Annotated in this window: 17 protein-coding genes; 8 read left to right on the plus strand and 9 right to left on the minus strand. The window is 44.6% G+C overall.

What is annotated here, in order from left to right; all coding sequences use genetic code 11:
* The first annotated feature begins 25 nt into the window (after window positions 1-25).
* From AT705_RS21965 to rnd, 3 genes are all read left to right on the plus strand, one after another.
* Window positions 26-910: an alpha/beta fold hydrolase gene (locus AT705_RS21965; RefSeq protein ID WP_058798476.1), complete on the plus strand. Its 885-nt coding sequence runs from the start codon at window positions 26-28 to the stop codon at window positions 908-910.
* 122 nt (window positions 911-1032) lie between these two features.
* The gene (gene fadD / locus AT705_RS21970) at window positions 1033-2682 is read left to right on the plus strand and encodes a long-chain-fatty-acid--CoA ligase FadD (protein ID WP_058798477.1); all 1650 of its coding nucleotides are present in this window, start codon (window positions 1033-1035) and stop codon (window positions 2680-2682) included.
* 40 nt (window positions 2683-2722) lie between these two features.
* Window positions 2723-3856: a ribonuclease D gene (rnd, locus tag AT705_RS21975; protein WP_058798478.1), complete on the plus strand. Its 1134-nt coding sequence runs from the start codon at window positions 2723-2725 to the stop codon at window positions 3854-3856.
* A 51-nt stretch (window positions 3857-3907) separates the two neighbouring features.
* Here rnd and minE read toward each other — a convergent pair whose 3' ends face one another.
* The 3 genes from minE to minC are packed head-to-tail and all read right to left on the minus strand — an operon-like array spanning window position 3908 to window position 5689.
* A complete protein-coding gene (gene minE / locus AT705_RS21980) occupies window positions 3908-4171 on the minus strand; it encodes a cell division topological specificity factor MinE (RefSeq protein ID WP_010381216.1) in 264 nt (87 codons plus the stop codon).
* A 1-nt stretch (window position 4172) separates the two neighbouring features.
* Complete coding sequence (gene minD, locus AT705_RS21985) at window positions 4173-4982, minus strand: septum site-determining protein MinD (protein WP_010381217.1); 810 nt, start codon at window positions 4980-4982, stop codon at window positions 4173-4175.
* 5 nt (window positions 4983-4987) lie between these two features.
* Complete coding sequence (gene minC / locus AT705_RS21990; RefSeq protein WP_058798479.1) at window positions 4988-5689, minus strand: septum site-determining protein MinC; 702 nt, start codon at window positions 5687-5689, stop codon at window positions 4988-4990.
* Between the two features lie 143 nt (window positions 5690-5832).
* On the opposite strand from minC, the gene AT705_RS21995 reads away from it, so the two are divergent.
* Together AT705_RS21995 and AT705_RS22000 are read left to right on the plus strand one after the other, a co-directional pair.
* Window positions 5833-6114, plus strand: coding sequence for a YcgL domain-containing protein (locus tag AT705_RS21995; RefSeq protein WP_058798480.1), 282 nt, complete (start codon window positions 5833-5835; stop codon window positions 6112-6114).
* Window positions 6107-7126, plus strand: coding sequence for a lytic murein transglycosylase (locus AT705_RS22000; RefSeq protein ID WP_058798481.1), 1020 nt, complete (start codon window positions 6107-6109; stop codon window positions 7124-7126). The genes AT705_RS21995 and AT705_RS22000 overlap by 8 nt, the downstream gene beginning before the upstream one ends.
* A 74-nt stretch (window positions 7127-7200) precedes the next feature.
* On the opposite strand, the gene AT705_RS22005 is transcribed toward AT705_RS22000, so the two are convergent.
* From AT705_RS22005 to AT705_RS22020, 4 genes are all read right to left on the minus strand, one after another.
* Window positions 7201-8199, minus strand: a complete 999-nt coding sequence (locus tag AT705_RS22005) for a cytochrome d ubiquinol oxidase subunit II (RefSeq protein ID WP_058798482.1) — start codon at window positions 8197-8199, stop codon at window positions 7201-7203.
* Entirely contained in the window at window positions 8192-9535 is a 1344-nt protein-coding gene (locus AT705_RS22010) for a cytochrome ubiquinol oxidase subunit I (RefSeq protein ID WP_058798483.1), read from the minus strand. The genes AT705_RS22005 and AT705_RS22010 overlap by 8 nt, the downstream gene beginning before the upstream one ends.
* A 126-nt stretch (window positions 9536-9661) precedes the next feature.
* Window positions 9662-10207, minus strand: a complete 546-nt coding sequence (locus tag AT705_RS22015; protein ID WP_046005214.1) for a GbsR/MarR family transcriptional regulator — start codon at window positions 10205-10207, stop codon at window positions 9662-9664.
* A 170-nt stretch (window positions 10208-10377) separates the two neighbouring features.
* A complete protein-coding gene (locus AT705_RS22020) occupies window positions 10378-10968 on the minus strand; it encodes a carboxymuconolactone decarboxylase family protein (protein ID WP_058798484.1) in 591 nt (196 codons plus the stop codon).
* 81 nt (window positions 10969-11049) lie between these two features.
* Here AT705_RS22020 and AT705_RS22025 point away from each other — a divergent pair, with 81 nt between their 5' ends.
* Complete coding sequence (locus AT705_RS22025; RefSeq protein ID WP_237113841.1) at window positions 11050-11631, plus strand: MarR family winged helix-turn-helix transcriptional regulator; 582 nt, start codon at window positions 11050-11052, stop codon at window positions 11629-11631.
* A 7-nt stretch (window positions 11632-11638) separates the two neighbouring features.
* On the opposite strand, the gene AT705_RS22030 is transcribed toward AT705_RS22025, so the two are convergent.
* Window positions 11639-12097, minus strand: a complete 459-nt coding sequence (locus AT705_RS22030) for a nuclear transport factor 2 family protein (protein WP_058798486.1) — start codon at window positions 12095-12097, stop codon at window positions 11639-11641.
* A gap of 79 nt (window positions 12098-12176) precedes the next feature.
* Window positions 12177-12374, minus strand: a complete 198-nt coding sequence (locus tag AT705_RS22035; RefSeq protein WP_208856786.1) for a hypothetical protein — start codon at window positions 12372-12374, stop codon at window positions 12177-12179.
* 303 nt (window positions 12375-12677) lie between these two features.
* On the opposite strand from AT705_RS22035, the gene AT705_RS22040 reads away from it, so the two are divergent.
* Together AT705_RS22040 and AT705_RS22045 are read left to right on the plus strand one after the other, a co-directional pair.
* A complete protein-coding gene (locus tag AT705_RS22040; RefSeq protein ID WP_058798488.1) occupies window positions 12678-14282 on the plus strand; it encodes a sensor domain-containing diguanylate cyclase in 1605 nt (534 codons plus the stop codon).
* 272 nt (window positions 14283-14554) lie between these two features.
* On the plus strand, window positions 14555-17125 hold the full coding sequence (locus tag AT705_RS22045; RefSeq protein WP_058798489.1) for a putative bifunctional diguanylate cyclase/phosphodiesterase: 2571 nt from the start codon (window positions 14555-14557) through the stop codon (window positions 17123-17125).
* Window positions 17126-17159 lie beyond the last annotated feature (34 nt).

Consider the following 17159-nt stretch of genomic DNA (forward strand, 5'->3'; position numbering starts at 1 on the left):
ATACGCTCAATAAGAATATGAATTTATGTTGATTACTATTAAAAACAAGATAAAACAAGGACGGGTGGGTGGGTTCGCCTACCAGGAAGTGGGAGAGGGGGAGCAAGTTGTCCTGATGTTGCATGGCTGGCAGGATAACAGCAACAGCTTTTTGCCGTTGTTAGATAAGTTGCCACACCGTGCGCTAGAGGCGTTTAAGTTTATTGCGTTAGATTTCCCGGGTCATGGTAGTTCGGACTGGCGAAGTGCCGACGCGCATTATTATTTTGTAGAATATGTTTATGATGTTTTGGCTTTTCTTCGCGCTAAGCATATTGAGTGTTGCCATATCGTCGGGCATTCGATGGGGGCTTTGGTTGGTGGTTTGTTCACCAGCCTGTATCCTGAAAAAGTAAATACACTGACATTGATAGACGGTATTGGACTATTATATCAAAGTGATAAAAACGCTAAGCAACAGTTGCTTGATGCATTTGCAGCACGGCAGGTAGTTGAGCAAGTTAACGAGACAACTTTGCGCCTGTTTGCTGACAAACAAGCTATCATCAAAGCACGGCTTAAAGTTAGCGATTTCAACGAAGAAATTGCTGCTATATTAATGGAGCGAAACATTGAAGAGCTTGAGGAGGGCGCGCGCTTAACGACGGACCCAAAATTAAAGCTACCTTCTACAACGCGTTTTTCACGTGCTCAGGCGCTATCGCTGTTGCAAGGTGTGAAAACGCCCGCTTTGGCAATTATGGGGGCGTCTGGGTACGCACAAATGAAGCATAGCTTAGGGCAGTTTTCTGAATGCTTTGAAGCGTTTACATGTATAGAGGTTGCAGGTGGACACCACTGTCACATGGAGAATCCGGAACAAGTGTTAGAACAGGTTTTAACACATATAAAACATCCCGGCGTTTCCTGATTGTATAATTGTGTCAAATGTGGGACTATCTGAGCTTTAGAGTATTTACTCAATTGTTTGTGTGCCTTAATTGTATTAAGGTAAGACCAATATAAAAAATAACGAGAACACAGGAGCTTAGAGTGGAAAAAATCTGGCTAAAGCGCTACCCCGAAGGGGTGCCGGAAACAATCGACCCAGAACACTACAACTCGCTGCTTGAACTATTCGACAAAAGTTTTAGAGAGTTTGCCCAGTTACCGGCTTTCAGTAACATGGGTAAAACAATGACTTACCAACAAGTTGATGAGGCTACCAAGGCAGTTGCCAGTTATATTCAAAATACCCTTAAATTAGGTAAAGGGGACAAAATAGCGGTGATGATGCCAAACCTGCTGCAAACCCCCATCACCATTTTGGGGGTGTTACGAGCTGGTTGTACGGTGGTCAATGTGAACCCCTTGTACACAGTGCGAGAGCTTGAGCATCAGCTTAATGACTCAGAAACAAAAGCAATCTTCATATTGGCAAACTTTGCACATACACTCGAAAAGGCACTGCCAACGACGGGCGTCAAACATATAGTGGTGACGCAAATTGGCGACATGCTAGGTGGCATCAAGAAGCACTTAGTCAATTTTGTGGTTAAAAAGTTTAAGAAAATGGTGCCTGATTATGACTTGCCGGACGTAAAGCCTTTTGCACAAGCGATAAGTGCTGACCCCAGCCAATATAAAGTACCTGAGGTGGCACTAACAGACTTGGCATTTCTCCAGTATACGGGTGGTACGACCGGAGTTTCCAAAGGTGCAATGCTGACTCACGGCAATATGGTTGCGAATTTGGAGCAGGTTTCTGGTTGTCTTGATAAAGTACTGGATAAGGGTCGCGAAGTAGTCGTGACTGCGTTACCGCTTTATCATATTTTTGCACTGACAGCGAACTGCCTTACCTTCATGAAGTATGGTGGCCACAACCTATTGATCACAAACCCGAGGGATATGCCTGGCTTTGTTAAAGAGTTATCAAAATACCCCTTCACCGTCATGACTGGCGTAAATACTTTGTTTAACGGTTTACTTAACACGCCAGGGTTTTCCGACCTGGACTTTTCAACACTGAAGGTGTCGCTTGGTGGTGGTATGGCTGTGCAGCGACCAGTTGCTGAGCGGTGGCAAAATGTGACAAAGAGCAAGCTTATGGAAGGCTATGGCCTGACAGAGTGTGCGCCTTTGGTTACTATTTGTCCATGGGACATTGATGGCTATAATGGTTCAATTGGATTACCGGCACCCAGTACGGATCTGAAAATCATTAATGATCAGGGTGAAGAGATGCCGCTGGGCGAGCCAGGAGAGCTTTGTGTTAAAGGTCCTCAGGTCATGGCTGGCTACTATAATCGTCCGGACGCAACAGCTGAATGTTTGCAGGATGGCTGGTTCGCAACAGGTGATATTGCTATTTATGATGAAGAAGGCTTTTTCTACATCGTAGATCGTAAAAAAGATATGATTTTGGTCTCTGGTTTTAACGTGTTCCCTAATGAGATTGAAGAAGTCGTTGCAATGCACGATGGTGTGTTGGAAGTGGCAGCTGTCGGTGTGCCGCATGAAGTCAGTGGCGAACAGGTGAAAGTTTTTGTTGTGAGAAAGGATCCATCTTTGACAGAAAAAGATATAATAAGTCATTGTCGCGACAAGCTAACCAATTATAAAGTCCCTAAATTGGTCGAATTCAGAGATGAATTACCGAAGACCAATGTCGGCAAAATATTGCGTAGGGCATTAAAGTAAAGAGAAACCGGCGAAAGCCGGTTTTTTATAGGGAGTAAATGTGCAGTATCAATTTATCCAACATCAAACTGAGCTTGATGCTTTTACAGCGAAACTGACAGATAGCGATGTGCTTGCGATAGACACAGAGTTTATGCGCCGAAGAACTTTGTATCCAGAAATCGCGTTGATCCAGGTTTATAACGGTGAGCATCTTGCCCTGATAGACCCATTAAGTGAGCTCGATTTTTCAGGGTTATGGCATTTACTTCGGGATGAACAGATCGTAAAAGTACTTCATTCTCCCTCTGAAGATATCGAGGTATTCCAGAAGTTTGCAGGATTTGTACCCGCACCACTGTTTGATACGCAGTTTGCATTGCAGCTGCTTGGAGAGGGGAATTGTGTCGGATTCGCCAATATGGTGAAAATGATGCTGGATGTTGAACTTGATAAGAGTATGTCCAGAACTGACTGGCTCAAACGTCCATTACAGGCAAGCCAGCTTGAGTATGCTGCGGCGGATGTATTTTACCTGCTCCCTTGCTATGAAAGTCTCAGCAAAAAGGTCGCTGAGAAAGGGTTGTCGGATATCGTGACCTCTGAGTCCCAACTGATTGCCCAAAAGCGTGCTTTCAGGACGCCGGACGCTTATCTATATTTAAGTGTAAAAAATGTCTGGCAATTAAAACCTCGGGACCTGGCTGTATTACGTGAGCTTGCAAGTTGGCGACAAAATAAAGCCGAGAAGAAAAACCTGGCACTTAACTTTGTACTTAAAGAACAAAATATGGTTGAGATTGCAAAACGTCGGCCATGCTCGCTGAACAGCCTTCGTAATGTACCTGGTGTGGAACAAATGGAAGTAAACCGCTCTGGTAAGGAAATTCTGGCGTGTATTGAAGCTGGTAAAGCTGTACCAGAAGCTGATTTACCAAAACGGGTGCAACGATTGATTGATTTCCCCGGTTATAAGGGGGCTGCTAAAGAAATAAAACAATCGATAGCTGAAGTTGCTAAACAACAGGGGATCCCGCTGGATGTATTTGCTTCTAAGAAGCAAATTAATCAGGTGATAGGGTGGAACTGGAAACTAGATGATGCGCAAAGAAATAAGTTTATGAAGCCAGATTTGTTTTTGGGCTGGCGTGATAGTCAGTTAAAAGATGCACTTTCTAAATGGCAGGTTGAGTAGAGATTTAAGATACAAAAACGCCGCACATTGTGCGGCGTTTTTGTATGCGTGTTACTTTTGTTCGTCATCCGGAAGCGTTACATTAAGCTCTAATACAGCTAAATCGTCTTCGTTTTGCTCAAACTGAACATTGACCGCATCCGAGTCAACTTTGACATACTTACGGATAACTTCGAGTATGTCTTGCTTTAACTGAGGCAGATAATCGGGGGTGCCACGCTTGGAGCGTTCATGGGCAACGATTATTTGTAGCCGCTCTTTAGCCAGCGAAGCGCTGGACTTTTTCTCGGATCGAAAATAATCAAGTAAAGACACATTAACCTCCAAAAATCCGCTTTAACAGTCCTTTCTTTTCAACGTTCAAAAATCTGAAGTCGATGATTTCACCCAATAAGCGATTGATAGCATCGCTGTATGCCTGTCCTGCATCTGATTCTGTATCTAGGATAACAGGTTGTCCCGAGTTAGATGCATTTAAAACGGCTTTAGACTCTGGGATCACACCGAGTAAGTCGATTGCCAGGATCTCCTGAACATCTTCCACCGACAACATGTCGCCGCTTTCAACACGCTCTGGATTATAGCGGGTAAGTAGTAGGTGCTCTTTTACTGGTTCCAGACCATCTTCTGCGCGTTTTGATTTGCTTTGTAAAATCCCAAGAATGCGATCAGAGTCTCGAACGGAAGAAACTTCTGGGTTAGTTGTTACAATCGCTTCATCGGCAAAGTACAGTGCCATCATCGCACCGGCTTCGATGCCTGCAGGGGAGTCGCAGATAATAAAATCAAAGTCTTCCGACATTTCTTTTAATACACGTTCAACGCCTTCTTTTGTCAGGGCATCTTTGTCGCGAGTTTGTGACGCAGGTAAGATATAGAGTTTTTCAACGCGTTTATCTTTGATCAGCGCCTGATTAAGGTTTGCCTCACCATTTATGACGTTTACAAAATCATAGACGACGCGACGTTCGCAGCCCATGATGAGATCTAAGTTACGCAGGCCAATATCAAAGTCGATAATGGCTGTTTTGTATCCTTTAAGCGCAAGACCTGTGCCGATCGCTGCACTTGATGTGGTTTTACCTACACCACCTTTACCTGAAGTTACGACAATAATCTTTGCCATCTGAATTATCCTTTGACCAATGCTGTTAATTCTAATGATTCGTTATTTTGTGAAATCTGGCAGGCCTTGCTCCAGTGCTCACCCTGAAGAGAGTCACTGATCCAATAACTGCCGCCGACTGAAACAAGCTCTGCTTCAAGTTTCTGACAGTAGATACTCGCCTCATGATTTCCTTGCGCACCAGCGATAGCACGGCCTCTGAGCGTGCCATAGATGTGAATATTGCCATCGGCAATGACCTCTGCACCGTGGCTGACTGCGCCAAGTACAATGAGATCCCGGTCCTTCGCGTAAATTTGTTGCCCGGAGCGTACTGTGCCATTAATGACCTGAGCACCAAGATAGACTTCTTTTTCGACTATTTGTGTGTCTTGGCTATCCTGGGTAACAGGTTTAACATCTTTAGTATAGTTTAATACAGATAAGCCAATTTCTTTGGCTTCTGCATTGTGCTGTTCTGTACCGTTACAAATACCAACCGGGTTTAATGCTAACGCCGCAAGAATACGTTTCAAATCGCTGAGCACTATGCTCTGCTCCCGGACGTCTGCAAGATTGATTACGATGGGTGCTCCTTTAAAAAACTTAGGAGCTTGGGAAATTTTATCACTCAGTTGCTGTTTTACATTACCAAGGTCGGCATCGAAGAGGTGTAAAACTGAGAGAGTAAACAGGTTTCCCTTCAATTCAAAAGACTGTGTAGACATAAGCGCTCAATACCAGTGCGAACTCTGATTAATATTGTTCTGACCCCGTACTCTGTACGTTTGAGAGTCGCAAAACTTTCCAAATATTATATAGGTCATGGTATAGTGCTGCTCTCAGATTAGCAAGATTTTATAGGGTTATAATGCTAGCCGCAGTATATAAAAGTAGTAAAAAAGCCGATACCTATCTTTTTATTGAAAAACGAGACGATTTTAGCAAAGTCCCTGACCCTTTAATGGCTACTTTTGGTACGCCAATATTTGTAATCATTGTGGATTTAGCAAAACGCAAGAAACTCGGTACTGCTGATTTAAGTAACGTTAAGCAGAAATTAATCGAAGATGGGTTTTATTTGCAGCTGCCACCTCCACAAGAAAATCTTCTGGACGAATTAAAAAGACAAAACGGAGTAAAAAGTGACTAAAACACTATCCGCATTATTAGTATCTTTATGTCTGGCATCGCAAACCGTTAAAGCGGATGAACAGGCGCGTTTCGACAGTTATGTAGAAGTTTTAAAGGCTGAAGCGCTTGAGCGTGGTTACACACCCGCGCTGATAGAAGCGGCGTTCAGCACAGTCAAATTCAAAAAGAAAGTCATTAAACAAGATAAGAACCAGCCAGAGATTGTTGAAACGCTGGAAACTTATCTGCCTAAGCGCGTACCAGATTGGAAAGTCAAGCGTGCACGTAAGCTGTATAAAGAAAACAAAGAGCTGCTGGATAGGATCAGCAAAGACTTTGGTGTGCAGGGGCGCTTTATCGTTGCACTGTGGGGTCTTGAAAGTAGCTTTGGCCGGGTTCAGGGCGGCTATCCAGTGATCAGCTCACTGGTTACATTGGCATTTGATGGTCGCCGAGAAGCGCTGTATAAACGACAGTTATGGGCTGCACTGGACATTCTTAAAGATGGCCATGTAAATGTTGACAATTTCAAAGGCTCCTGGGCTGGTGCAATGGGGCAATCGCAGTTTATGCCAACGTCATTCAACTCTTATGCCGTTGACTACAACAAAGATGGCAAGAAAGACATCTGGACAAGCAAAGAAGATGCTCTGGCATCCATAGCAAATTACCTGAAGAGTGTTGGTTGGAATGACAGTCTGACCTGGGGCCGGCAGGTAAAGTTGCCGGAGGACTTCCCTAGCCAGTACGTCCTCAAGCGAGGTTCAAAAAATCACAAGCAATGGCTTGAGTTTTGGCGAGACTCTGAACGCTCACTACAAGAGTGGCAAAGTCTGGGCGTCAGACGTGCTGATGGCACAGATTTACCAAAAGTGAATATTAGCGCAGCTTTGGTGATGCCTGATGACATGAATGGCCGTATGTATTTGGCGTATAATAATTACAAAGCACTGATGAACTGGAACCGCAGTTATTACTTTGCCACCAGTGTAGGGTATTTATCAGACCGCATTGGCTATCCGAAAATTTAGTTTTTAATTAAACGAGCCAAATAAAAAAGGCAGCGTGCGGGCTGCCTTTTTGGTTGGGCTAATGCAAGTGAAAATCAGTAGTAGCTCAGGTCCTGTGTCTTTCCCCAGAAAACCCGATAAGAGAATAGTGTGTAGCCAATTATCGCCGGTACCACTAGTACGACGCCGTATAGCATAAAGGTAAGTGCAGACGGGTCAGCAAGTGCCTTATATATGGTTAATTCACCTGGGACGACATACGGGAAAAAGCTGTAGAGTAGACCAAAAAAGCACAGCAAAAATATCACCACCGTGATAGCAAAGGGCAACCAGCACCCTTGGTTTGGTGTATGTTTGAGCTTGACCAGAACCCTGTCCTGAAGCACAAAAAGTACCATGCAGATAAGAGGCAGTGGCAATAGTAACAGGCTTATTTCGGTGCCAAACCAGCGCGTCTGAACGTAAGTGTTAATAAGTGGGTTTACCACAGAGACTGCTAATACGCCCAGTAAAGCAATGAGATTACTCACCCGGCACCACCGGATAGCCGAGTTTTGTATCTCACCTTCGCATTTCATGATCAACCAAGCGGCACCTATTAAGGTATAAGCTGCTATGACACCAACCCCGCTTAGTGCTGCAAATAGATGGCTTGCCAGACTGTGTTCAAACGACATCACATACAGACCCAGCATATATCCTTGTGAAAATGCGGTGATCAGGCTGCCCAGTTTGAAGCAGCGATCCCAAGTTTCACGGTAGCGTGTTTTGGCCTTGGCACGAAAGTCGAACGCGACGCCCCTTAAAATCAAACCCAGCAACATAAAAGCGATAGGCAGATACAGTGCCTGCAGTATAATTGAATGTGCGGTAGGGAAGGCGATGAGCGCCAGGCCGACAGCCAGTACCAACCAGGTTTCGTTGGCGTCCCAAAATGGGCCAATAGAGGCGATCATCGTATCGGCAGCGGGTTTATTTTTACCCGGTAACAATATACCAACGCCCAAATCATAGCCGTCGAGCACAGCGTACACTATGATGGCAAGGGCCATGAGTGCGCTGTAAAACAAAGCAAGATAGTCAGCACTATACATATTGACCTCCCTGAACTGGTGTTGTCTGGTACTCTTCAACTTCCACGGCATTGCGTGCTGTATAGAACAAGGTTTTAATATACGCTGTGAGTAGCACAGCATAGACAGTGAGATAACCCACTAATGTAAGCAGCACATGCTCTCCAGGGACACTAGTGACTAATTCTTCAATTTTTACTAGTCCATTGACCATAAAAGGTTGGCGTCCTATTTCTGTGACGTACCAGCCTGCTAAAGTTGCAATCCAGCCGGAGAACGTCATAGCAACTAGTATTTTTAGTTGCCAATCTGGCAGCGTTGAACGCCGCCACAATGTGTAGCGGGCCACGGCAGCGACAAGGATCATGAGTACGCCAATCCCTACCATTATCCGAAATCCAAAAAAGACAGGCTTAACCGGTGGGTGTTCACCTTTAAACTCGTTCAGGCCTTTAATTTCACCATCCAACTCATGAGTCAGAATCAAACTCGCCAGGTTAGGAATAGCCACTTCGAAATGGTTCGTTCGGGCAGTTTCATCAGGTATTGCAAATAGCAGTAAAGGCGCGCCTTGTTCTGTCTCCCAGACCCCTTCCATTGCGGCAACTTTTTGGGGCTGATGTTCAAAGGTGTTCAGTCCATGAAGGTCACCAACAAACATCTGCAGTGGTGCCAGCAGTGCAGCAACGCTTAGTGCAACCTTCAAAGTCAGTTTGGGTGCATGTTTGTGATCGTTTTTTAACAGCCGATAGGCGCTAATGCCTGCTACGAGAAATGATGCTGTAAGTCCGCTGGCCAGGAGCATATGAGAAAAGCGATAACCAAATGATGGGTTAAAGATGATCTCAAACCAGCTCTGGGGGTAGAACACCCCATCTACCAGTGTGTATCCAGTGGGCGTTTGTAACCAACTGTTTAAAGAGAGTATCCAGAATGCAGACAGGGTGGTGCCTACCGCCACAATGAGAGTCGAAAAGGTATGCAGACGCGGGCTTACGCGTTTCATACCAAACAACATTATGCCCAGAAAGGTGGCTTCCATAAAAAAGGCGGTGAGCACTTCATAGCCAAGTAAAGGCCCGGCTATATTGCCTATGCGTTCCATAAATCCGGGCCAGTTAGTACCAAATTGGAAAGACATAGTAATGCCGCTCACCACGCCCAGTGCGAAAGTGAGGGCAAAAATTTTAACCCAAAATCGATAGGCTCTGAGCCACACCTGTTCGCCGGTTCGATCGTAACGGAATTTAAAGAAAACCAGGAACCAGGCTAAGGCTATGGTTATGGTTGGAAAAAGAATATGAAAGCTAATATTTGCCGCAAATTGAATACGCGACAACAGTAGGGTATCAAGCATGACGCACCTCGCATATTATATCAGCGCATGCTACGCCTGGGTTAGGCAAAGCAGCCTGGCCGACACGACTGTGTTGCGCGGGGACGAGCCGCGCATTGTAAAGAAATCCTTTTCAAAGCTACTCAGTCAGGATTTTCTGAGTAGCTTATCCTTCAAATCAATCACTTTGCTAACAGATGAACCCAGTTTCATTAAGGATTGCAGTTGTTCAGGCGTAAGCCGTTGCAATTCGGCTGACCACTTTGTCACTGTCTCTAGCAGGTCATGGATAGACTGCATTTGCTCCTGAGCGTATTTTTCTTCTGGTGAATTTGCGCTGTCCAGGATCTGGTCACGCAACAAGGTCAGGGTAGGGTCAATCTCGCGCTTGCGGCGCTCTTCAAAAACTCGGTTTGCCAGGTCCCAGATACTGCCGTTAGGCGAGTAATACTCTTTTCGGTCTCCTGGGATATGGTGGACTTTAACCAGTTGCCATGATTGCAGCTCTTTGATACCCATACTGACATTGCCACGGGAAATCTTGAGCGCTTCTGCAATTTCATTAGCAGTTAGAGGCTTTTCATTGATAACCAGCAAGCCAACCATTTGGCCAATGGTACGATTGAAGCCCCAGCGGCTTCCCATCTCTCCGCAATGGAGAACGAAGTTTTCGATTTTAGGTGATAGCTGCATTTTTAAAGTTTCAGTAATTATTGAAACTTTAATATATAGTGCGTTTTGATTTGGATCAACCCAAATATTCAACTAATTTAATTGCAGTAGAGGCAGGTAAAAATGGGAAGCAGACATACGCTGCTTTCCCATCGGTTGAAGGATGTTCGTTTTAATCCTGAACTGGAGGGCTATTTGGTGTGTTTGCCTGTTTCCCAGCGTTCATTAAGTAGCGTTTCTCCGGCATCAATGGCGCCGGCTTCCAGCGTAGTCGCCATAGAATCATTCCAACGATTGAGATAGCCAAATAGGGCGATAACACCCAATATTTCGACGATTTCACCATCATCCCAGTGCGCCTGCATCGCAGATTCAATGTTCTCATCGACTGCATTAGGAACACTGGAGGCAGCCAGTGCAAACTCAAAAGCGGCTTTTTCAGCGTCATTAAACACATCACTTTCCCTGAATTGCCAAATCTGAGCCAGCCTTTCATCGCTGCCGCCGTAGCGTTGTGCCGCTAAGATAGTATGGGCTTCGCAGTAACGGCATCCTGTGTTGGCGCTGGTGATATAGCCAACCAGTCTTTTTAACTCTGAGGTGACCCGGCCATGGTTTTCCATGACGGCTTTATTCAGATTAATGAATGAACGGGCAATTGCCGGGCGGATTTGCATGGTCAACACGCTGTTAGGACAAAAACCAAGCGTTTCGTTGAAAAACTTGGCTAATTCTGCTACTTCCTGATCGTGCTCTTGTGACAAAGGCTTAACTAAAGGCATACTGGTCTCCTGTAAATGTTCATTATGTTGCATATGCAACAACTATATGTGTAGAGGTACAAATTGTCCAGTGACAATGATATGAAAAATGCCATTGCTAACAGAAAACGTGCGTTGGCAGTAACAAATCCACATAAAGAAGCACTTGATCTGGTTGAGCATGTGCCATTTCAGGTGGCGGTAGTTAGTAACCTGTTATCACTCGATAGGGACCCTGTGATCCGTTCTTTGACTGAGCTGAATACCAGAGAGTTGCGAGTACTGTTGAACGTTGGCTCTTACGGGCCTATCACAGCAGCCGAAGTGAGCTATCAGTCCCGGCTGGACCCCTACTCAGTAACGCGTGCTGTCAATGCCTTACTAAAGCTTGAATTGGTGTGCGCAATGGAACTAACTGGCAAAAGTAAACCCGTAGTATTGACGCAAGCAGGTGAAAAAATCTATCGGGAAGTTACGGTTCATGTGCAGAAAAGAGAAGCAATGCTTACCGAGCATATGTCCGATGATGAAAAGGCACAATTAAGTGCCTTACTGATGAAGTTAGAACTAACCGCAGAAGAAATACTCGCCAATGAAGTCACCGAAATGGAAGCCAAGGGACAAGCAGTGACTCGTGATCATAAGGAAATGCAACGCTGGTATAAACGCAGCAGACAGAGCTAGCTTATTGCTACAAGATATCCATACGGTCGATTTCGACTCTTCGGCTGCTAAAGCGACATTGGCTTGTGTCGTAATCAAATTTATCTAAGTAACGGCCGCTGATGATTTTTGTTGTCGTCGGCTGTGCATTATTTTTTAGTAGTAAAATAAAGTGAGATTCCCCGGCAAGTGTATCGTTTTGGCGAAACTGACGAGAAGAAGTCATCATATGAACGGTTCGTGTGTTACTGCGCGCTTTATTGAAACGGTCGACAATTTCAGTCTTGTTGCCGAGTGAAATATTAAGTTTCTCGACGGTAAAGCGTGCATTATCTGTGAAAAGTGCAGCATATTGACCCTCGTTTCCTTTATCGCGTACTTCCGGGTAGCTATAGACGAGGTCCTGACAGGTTTTTACGTGGGTGGGTTGCTCATAAGTGGTGCATCCACCCAGTAAAAAAAGTATTAGCAGCGAGCGACGATACATGTACAAGGTCCTGTTATAAAATTGTGACTGGATGATTACACAGTTTTATTCAGACGCCAAGTGCTGGGGTAAAAGAGGGTTAATGTTTTTTGTGAGCGGCTTTGCTGGTATTCTTTAATGCCTCGCGTGCTGCAATCATGCGATACCCAAGTGCGCATGCTATATAGGCAAGTACTAATGCACTGCCGGTAAGCAGAGCGTCTTTATCCTGAACAAACATCCACAGCATAGCTAAGGCAATACTTGCGAAAGTAAAGTGTGTGACGAGTGGGTTCATTCGGGTTTTCTTTTTCATTTCGGTAAAACTGAGTTGCTTAAATATCGAACATATTATAAAGCACAGTGCTTAAACATGATAGTAATTTACGTTTTTTATTTCCCTCTATAGTCAAAAAGTGCTGTTTGTTCGCTCGTTTCTCATCCTTTGAGCGATCTACGTTTATGTGCTCAGCTTGTCTGTTGTGATTAAAGGTATGTGTAAGTGGTTTAGGCACAGAGTTTGACCCAGAATAAGTTCTTGCTCCTGCAATATTTTACAATGATGTACGTAGTCATGTTCGTGCTGAAGTTGGAGGGAATAGTGAAAATCATCCGTCGCTGGAAGTTAGACCTGAAACAGCTCATATTATTGCTGGTCAGTGCCGGTATCGCGTTAGCTGTATATAGTGCATTGATGGCTAGCTATCGTGTGCACGAACGAGCTTTTATTAAAGACACACTTGCCGCGAATCAGGCATACGCAAAAAAGCTGGCTACGGTTACAGAGCTATTTTTGCAGTCACTTAATAGTCAGTTGCGCGTTAGTGCTGGCCACATTGCCAATCATTTTGACGATAGCCATGCTATCGATGTTGAGCTTGCGCGCTTGCTAACCCAAACTAACAGTTTTGATTCCCTGGTTGTTATTAATGCACAGCGTAAGATCATTTCGGCTCAGCCATCGAGCCTGGCGCTCAAAGGCCTAACATTAGACCCTTCGCTGTCTTTGCCGATTGAGCTGCAGCAACCCCATATTCTTGATCCTTTCGTCTCGCCTGCCGGCAACTTGTTGGTGAGCCCAACATTTCCGATTTTTAGCTCTGATGGTACCTATCTCGGTTTTATTGCAGGGGGAATTTACTTGCAAGGTGATACCATATTAAATCAATTACTGGGTACTCATCATGCTTCTGAGCACTCTTATGTTTATGTGGTAGATAAAAATAAAAGGCTGATCTATCACAAAGATAATAATCGAGTAGGGGAGCATATTCAGGGTAATGTCGCGATCAATGCTGTACTGAGTGGTCAATCAGGTGCCGTTGAGGCGCTAAATAGTCAAGGCGTGGACATGCTCGCAGGGTTTGCACCCGTATCCACCACAGGGTGGGGAATAATCAGCCAACGTGCTCTTACTAGTATCGTTGCTGAGTTAGATTTGACCCACACTAACGTATTGTATTCCACTTTGCCGTTTGCGTTGGCTATTTTCGTAGTGACCTTGTGTGCCGGGTTCCTTATTGCCAGGCCTTTGGCGCAGCTCGCACAAAATGTTAGCTCACTGAGTCCCGGGAATCTGCGTTGTATCGATGAAACACCGGCCTGGTACTTTGAGGCAGCAAACCTAAAATCCGCGATCCTGAACAGCTCTGAGTTGTTGGGGCAGGAGATCAGGGAATTGGAAGAAGACAGAAAAATGGATCCGCTCACTAAACTCAATAACCGACTGGCAATGCAATTATGGTTGGATAATGTTAAAAGCATGCATTATCAATTTTCAGTTATGGCACTGGATGTTGATCATTTTAAGTCAGTCAATGATGAGTTTGGCCATGCTGTAGGAGATGAGGTTCTGTGTGCTTTGGCCGGTGTGATGAAAAAAAATGCGCGCAGTCATGATTTTGTTTGTCGAAGTGGGGGAGAAGAATTTTTGATCTTTATGCCATTTGTAGACGCAAATCGCGCATTTAGCATAGCAGAGCGGTTACGTATTGCGATAAGCGAACACGCCATGCCTTTGTCCAGACCTGTGACAGTGTCGATTGGCATTGCTTGTTGGCCTGCACACAGTAAAAGCATAGATGAAACACTTAAAATGGCAGATAAAGCACTTTATCAGGCTAAAAACAAAGGCCGCAATCAAACTTGTCAGGCCAAGCTCACACCACATGCCGCGAACCATGATGTCGCGCGTCACGCAGTTTAGCGCTTATTTTTGTAAACATTATTCGGTTTTACTAAGGAGTGTTTGAACCTGATCCCGTGTTGTGGTATGAATAATATCATACAGCTGGTCAGACTAGGTTTGTGACTAATCCTTATTTGACTTTGTAGAGCACAGGGATAGACGATGCTAAGAAATAAGTTCGATTTATTGATCTGTATCGAGAACAAGTCTTGCTTTTAATTCTATCATTGCAATTTGTTAAAATACCTGTTGATATTGAAAACAATAAAATATAAGAACTTAGCCGAACAATGACTTTTTCATTTAGTACATTTTACAATTTGTGTAGTAGTGAGGCGCGATATGAATTAGCGCTCGATTTGATCTATGAGAAGTTCAAGCCAGCTCATTGTTTGATTGGCAAATTCATTGATGCCGATACGCGGGTCAAAACGGTTGCCTATTCTGTTGATGGTAATCGCTCAAACGATATTATCTACGACCTCGAAGGAACGCCCTGTAATGACGCTAAAACCAGTCAGGGGGTATGTTCTATCAGCTGCAATCTTCAGCAAATGTACGCAGAAGACGAAATCCTAAAGATTTTTAATATTGATGGATATCTCGGCGTGACGTTGCGGGCACTGGATCATAAGCCAATTGGTATTATGGTTTGTCTTTTTGATGAAAAAGTGACCGTTAGCGACGAAGATAAGCATTGGTTCCGCGAGCTCAGTTTACTTGTAGGGGCTGAGTTAAATCACAACCTTGAAATTGCGGCCCAGCAAATACTCGTTAAACAACTGGCAAAGGGAGAGCGGATCGCTAAGCTCAGCTCCTGGAGCTGGAATATTAGCCGGGATAAGCACATATTCAGCCATGAAATGCGTCGCCTTTTGCAGCATCGTGAAGAAACATTAACCCTTGATGACTTTACGAACTGTTTAACAGAGGCCGATCAAAAGCGACTGAGAGTCATTATACAAAAGCTCAGAACGGGTCACCTTGATTACATTGACGTTAATGTGGCGCACAAGAAGCGTACTAATTTACGTGGGCTGTATCGCATTATCGGTCGCGTCGAGCAGTGTGATGAGCAACGTGATGAGCGTGTTTTTAGCGCTACGGTCCAGGACGTTTCTTATATTTATTCATTGAACAAACAGCTTGAACTGACCAACGTGGTATTTGAACACGCCACTGAAGCCATCATGATCACTGACGGTGAAAACAAAATCATAATGGTAAACCGTGCCTTTGAGCGCCTGACCGGGTATACCGGTCATGAGTTGATGGGGCGTGACCCTTCAGTACTGTCCTCAGGGCAACATGGTGACGATTTCTATCATCAGATGTGGAATAGCCTGATGAGTGCAGGTTGCTGGAAGGGCGAGATATTTAACCGCCGTAAAAACGGTCAGATCTTTCCAGAAGAACTGACGCTTAGTCTGGTGAAGGATGAGCAAGGAGAGATAGTCAATTATGTTGCGATTTTCCGTGACATCACCGAGTGGAAGCGCAACGAAGCACAACTTATGTTTTACGCTAATCACGAGCCTTTGACTGCGCTGCTCAATCGTCGCTGTTTTATTGATATTGTTGAAGAGAAAATTTCAGCCAGTCGTAGCCTGCACACACCCTGTTCTTTGTTGTTTATCGGTCTGGATCATTTTAAAGAAGTGAATGATATTTATGGTCCGGAAATAGGGGATAAAGTGCTGGTGTCAGTGGCAAAAAGGTTACGAAATGGGATCAGAGAAAATGACACAATTTCTCGCTATGGCGGAGATGAGTTTGCTATTTTACTCGACAACACAGACGTTAAAAGTGCATTACAGGTTGCCAAAAAGCTCAGCGATAAGATAAAACAGCCCTATGTCTTTAACGACTTGACGGTAGAGCTCAGTGCGAGCACTGGCATAGCGCAGTTGGAAAACCGGGGCCGGATCACGGCAGCTAAGTTTATTCGTAATGCTGCCCATGCGCTGGAAAGTGCCAAGAAAACACATCGCGGGCACGTCGCACTTCACAATGCCGCAATTCAAAATGCCTATCTGAATAAAATTAAGCTCAAAGATAAACTCAAAGCGGCGCTTAAAGCCAATTTACTGACTGTCTATTACCAACCCATTGTTGATGTGCAGCGCGGTAAAATTGTCAAATTTGAAGCGCTTGTCAGATGGTTTGATGATGAGCAGGGCATGGTCTCACCGGGCACCTTTATTCCGATTGCTGAAGAGTTCGGTTTGATTCATCTCATAGGCCAGTTTGTGCTTGAACAAGCTTGTCAGGATTTAAAAGCGATACATTCACAAGGCTATGATGAAGTCAGTATTTCGATTAACCGCTCTGTTAATGAATTCAAAACCAGTAACGATCAGTTTAAGCTGGTGACAGAAGCGATTGAAAAAGCGCAAGTACCCTATGACAAAGTGACGCTGGAAGTGACAGAGTCTATGGCAACGAATCGTTATACCTGGGAACTGTTATCGAAACTGAGAGCGCAAGGCGTCAAAATTGCGCTAGACGATTTTTGTACAGGCTACTCTTCGCTGAGCCACTTGGTAGAAAATCAAGTTGATTATCTCAAAATAGACAAGTCTTTTGTCGACAGCCTGATGGCAGACAGAAATAAGAAGGTGATGATAAGTTGTTTGCTGAATTTAGCTCAGGAGTTAGGCATTAAAGTCATTGCGGAGGGCGTTGAGTCTCAGAGTCAGCTTGTCATGCTGGAGCAGTTAGGGTGTAACCATATCCAGGGCTTTTATTACAGCCCGGCTCAGCCACTATCCGCTTGCTTACGCCTGCTACAGGAATTCAACTCAGGTCAGGTATTCAATGACGAGCTTATCTATATAAGTAAATCATCACAACAGCATTAAAAAATAAGGGGCCAAATCGGGCCCCTTTTTTTTA

Origin of the sequence: Pseudoalteromonas rubra, assembly GCF_001482385.1 — a bacterium.
GTDB lineage: Bacteria > Pseudomonadota > Gammaproteobacteria > Enterobacterales > Alteromonadaceae > Pseudoalteromonas > Pseudoalteromonas ardens.

What these genes read in the sequence shown, in the direction of transcription:
- AT705_RS21995 (WP_058798480.1), top strand. Translation starts at nt 5,833, where the DNA reads ATGCTAGCCGCAGTATATAAAAGTAGTAAAAAAGCCGATACCTATCTT.
- AT705_RS22010 (WP_058798483.1), bottom strand. Translation starts at nt 9,535, where the DNA reads ATGCTTGATACCCTACTGTTGTCGCGTATTCAATTTGCGGCAAATATT.
- minD (WP_010381217.1), bottom strand. Translation starts at nt 4,982, where the DNA reads ATGGCAAAGATTATTGTCGTAACTTCAGGTAAAGGTGGTGTAGGTAAA.
- AT705_RS22015 (WP_046005214.1), bottom strand. Translation starts at nt 10,207, where the DNA reads ATGCAGCTATCACCTAAAATCGAAAACTTCGTTCTCCATTGCGGAGAG.
- AT705_RS21965 (WP_058798476.1), top strand. Translation starts at nt 26, where the DNA reads ATGTTGATTACTATTAAAAACAAGATAAAACAAGGACGGGTGGGTGGG.
- AT705_RS22025 (WP_237113841.1), top strand. Translation starts at nt 11,050, where the DNA reads ATGAAAAATGCCATTGCTAACAGAAAACGTGCGTTGGCAGTAACAAAT.
- AT705_RS22030 (WP_058798486.1), bottom strand. Translation starts at nt 12,097, where the DNA reads ATGTATCGTCGCTCGCTGCTAATACTTTTTTTACTGGGTGGATGCACC.
- AT705_RS22005 (WP_058798482.1), bottom strand. Translation starts at nt 8,199, where the DNA reads ATGTATAGTGCTGACTATCTTGCTTTGTTTTACAGCGCACTCATGGCC.
- AT705_RS22020 (WP_058798484.1), bottom strand. Translation starts at nt 10,968, where the DNA reads ATGCCTTTAGTTAAGCCTTTGTCACAAGAGCACGATCAGGAAGTAGCA.
- AT705_RS22035 (WP_208856786.1), bottom strand. Translation starts at nt 12,374, where the DNA reads ATGAACCCACTCGTCACACACTTTACTTTCGCAAGTATTGCCTTAGCT.
- AT705_RS22045 (WP_058798489.1), top strand. Translation starts at nt 14,555, where the DNA reads ATGACTTTTTCATTTAGTACATTTTACAATTTGTGTAGTAGTGAGGCG.
- minC (WP_058798479.1), bottom strand. Translation starts at nt 5,689, where the DNA reads ATGTCTACACAGTCTTTTGAATTGAAGGGAAACCTGTTTACTCTCTCA.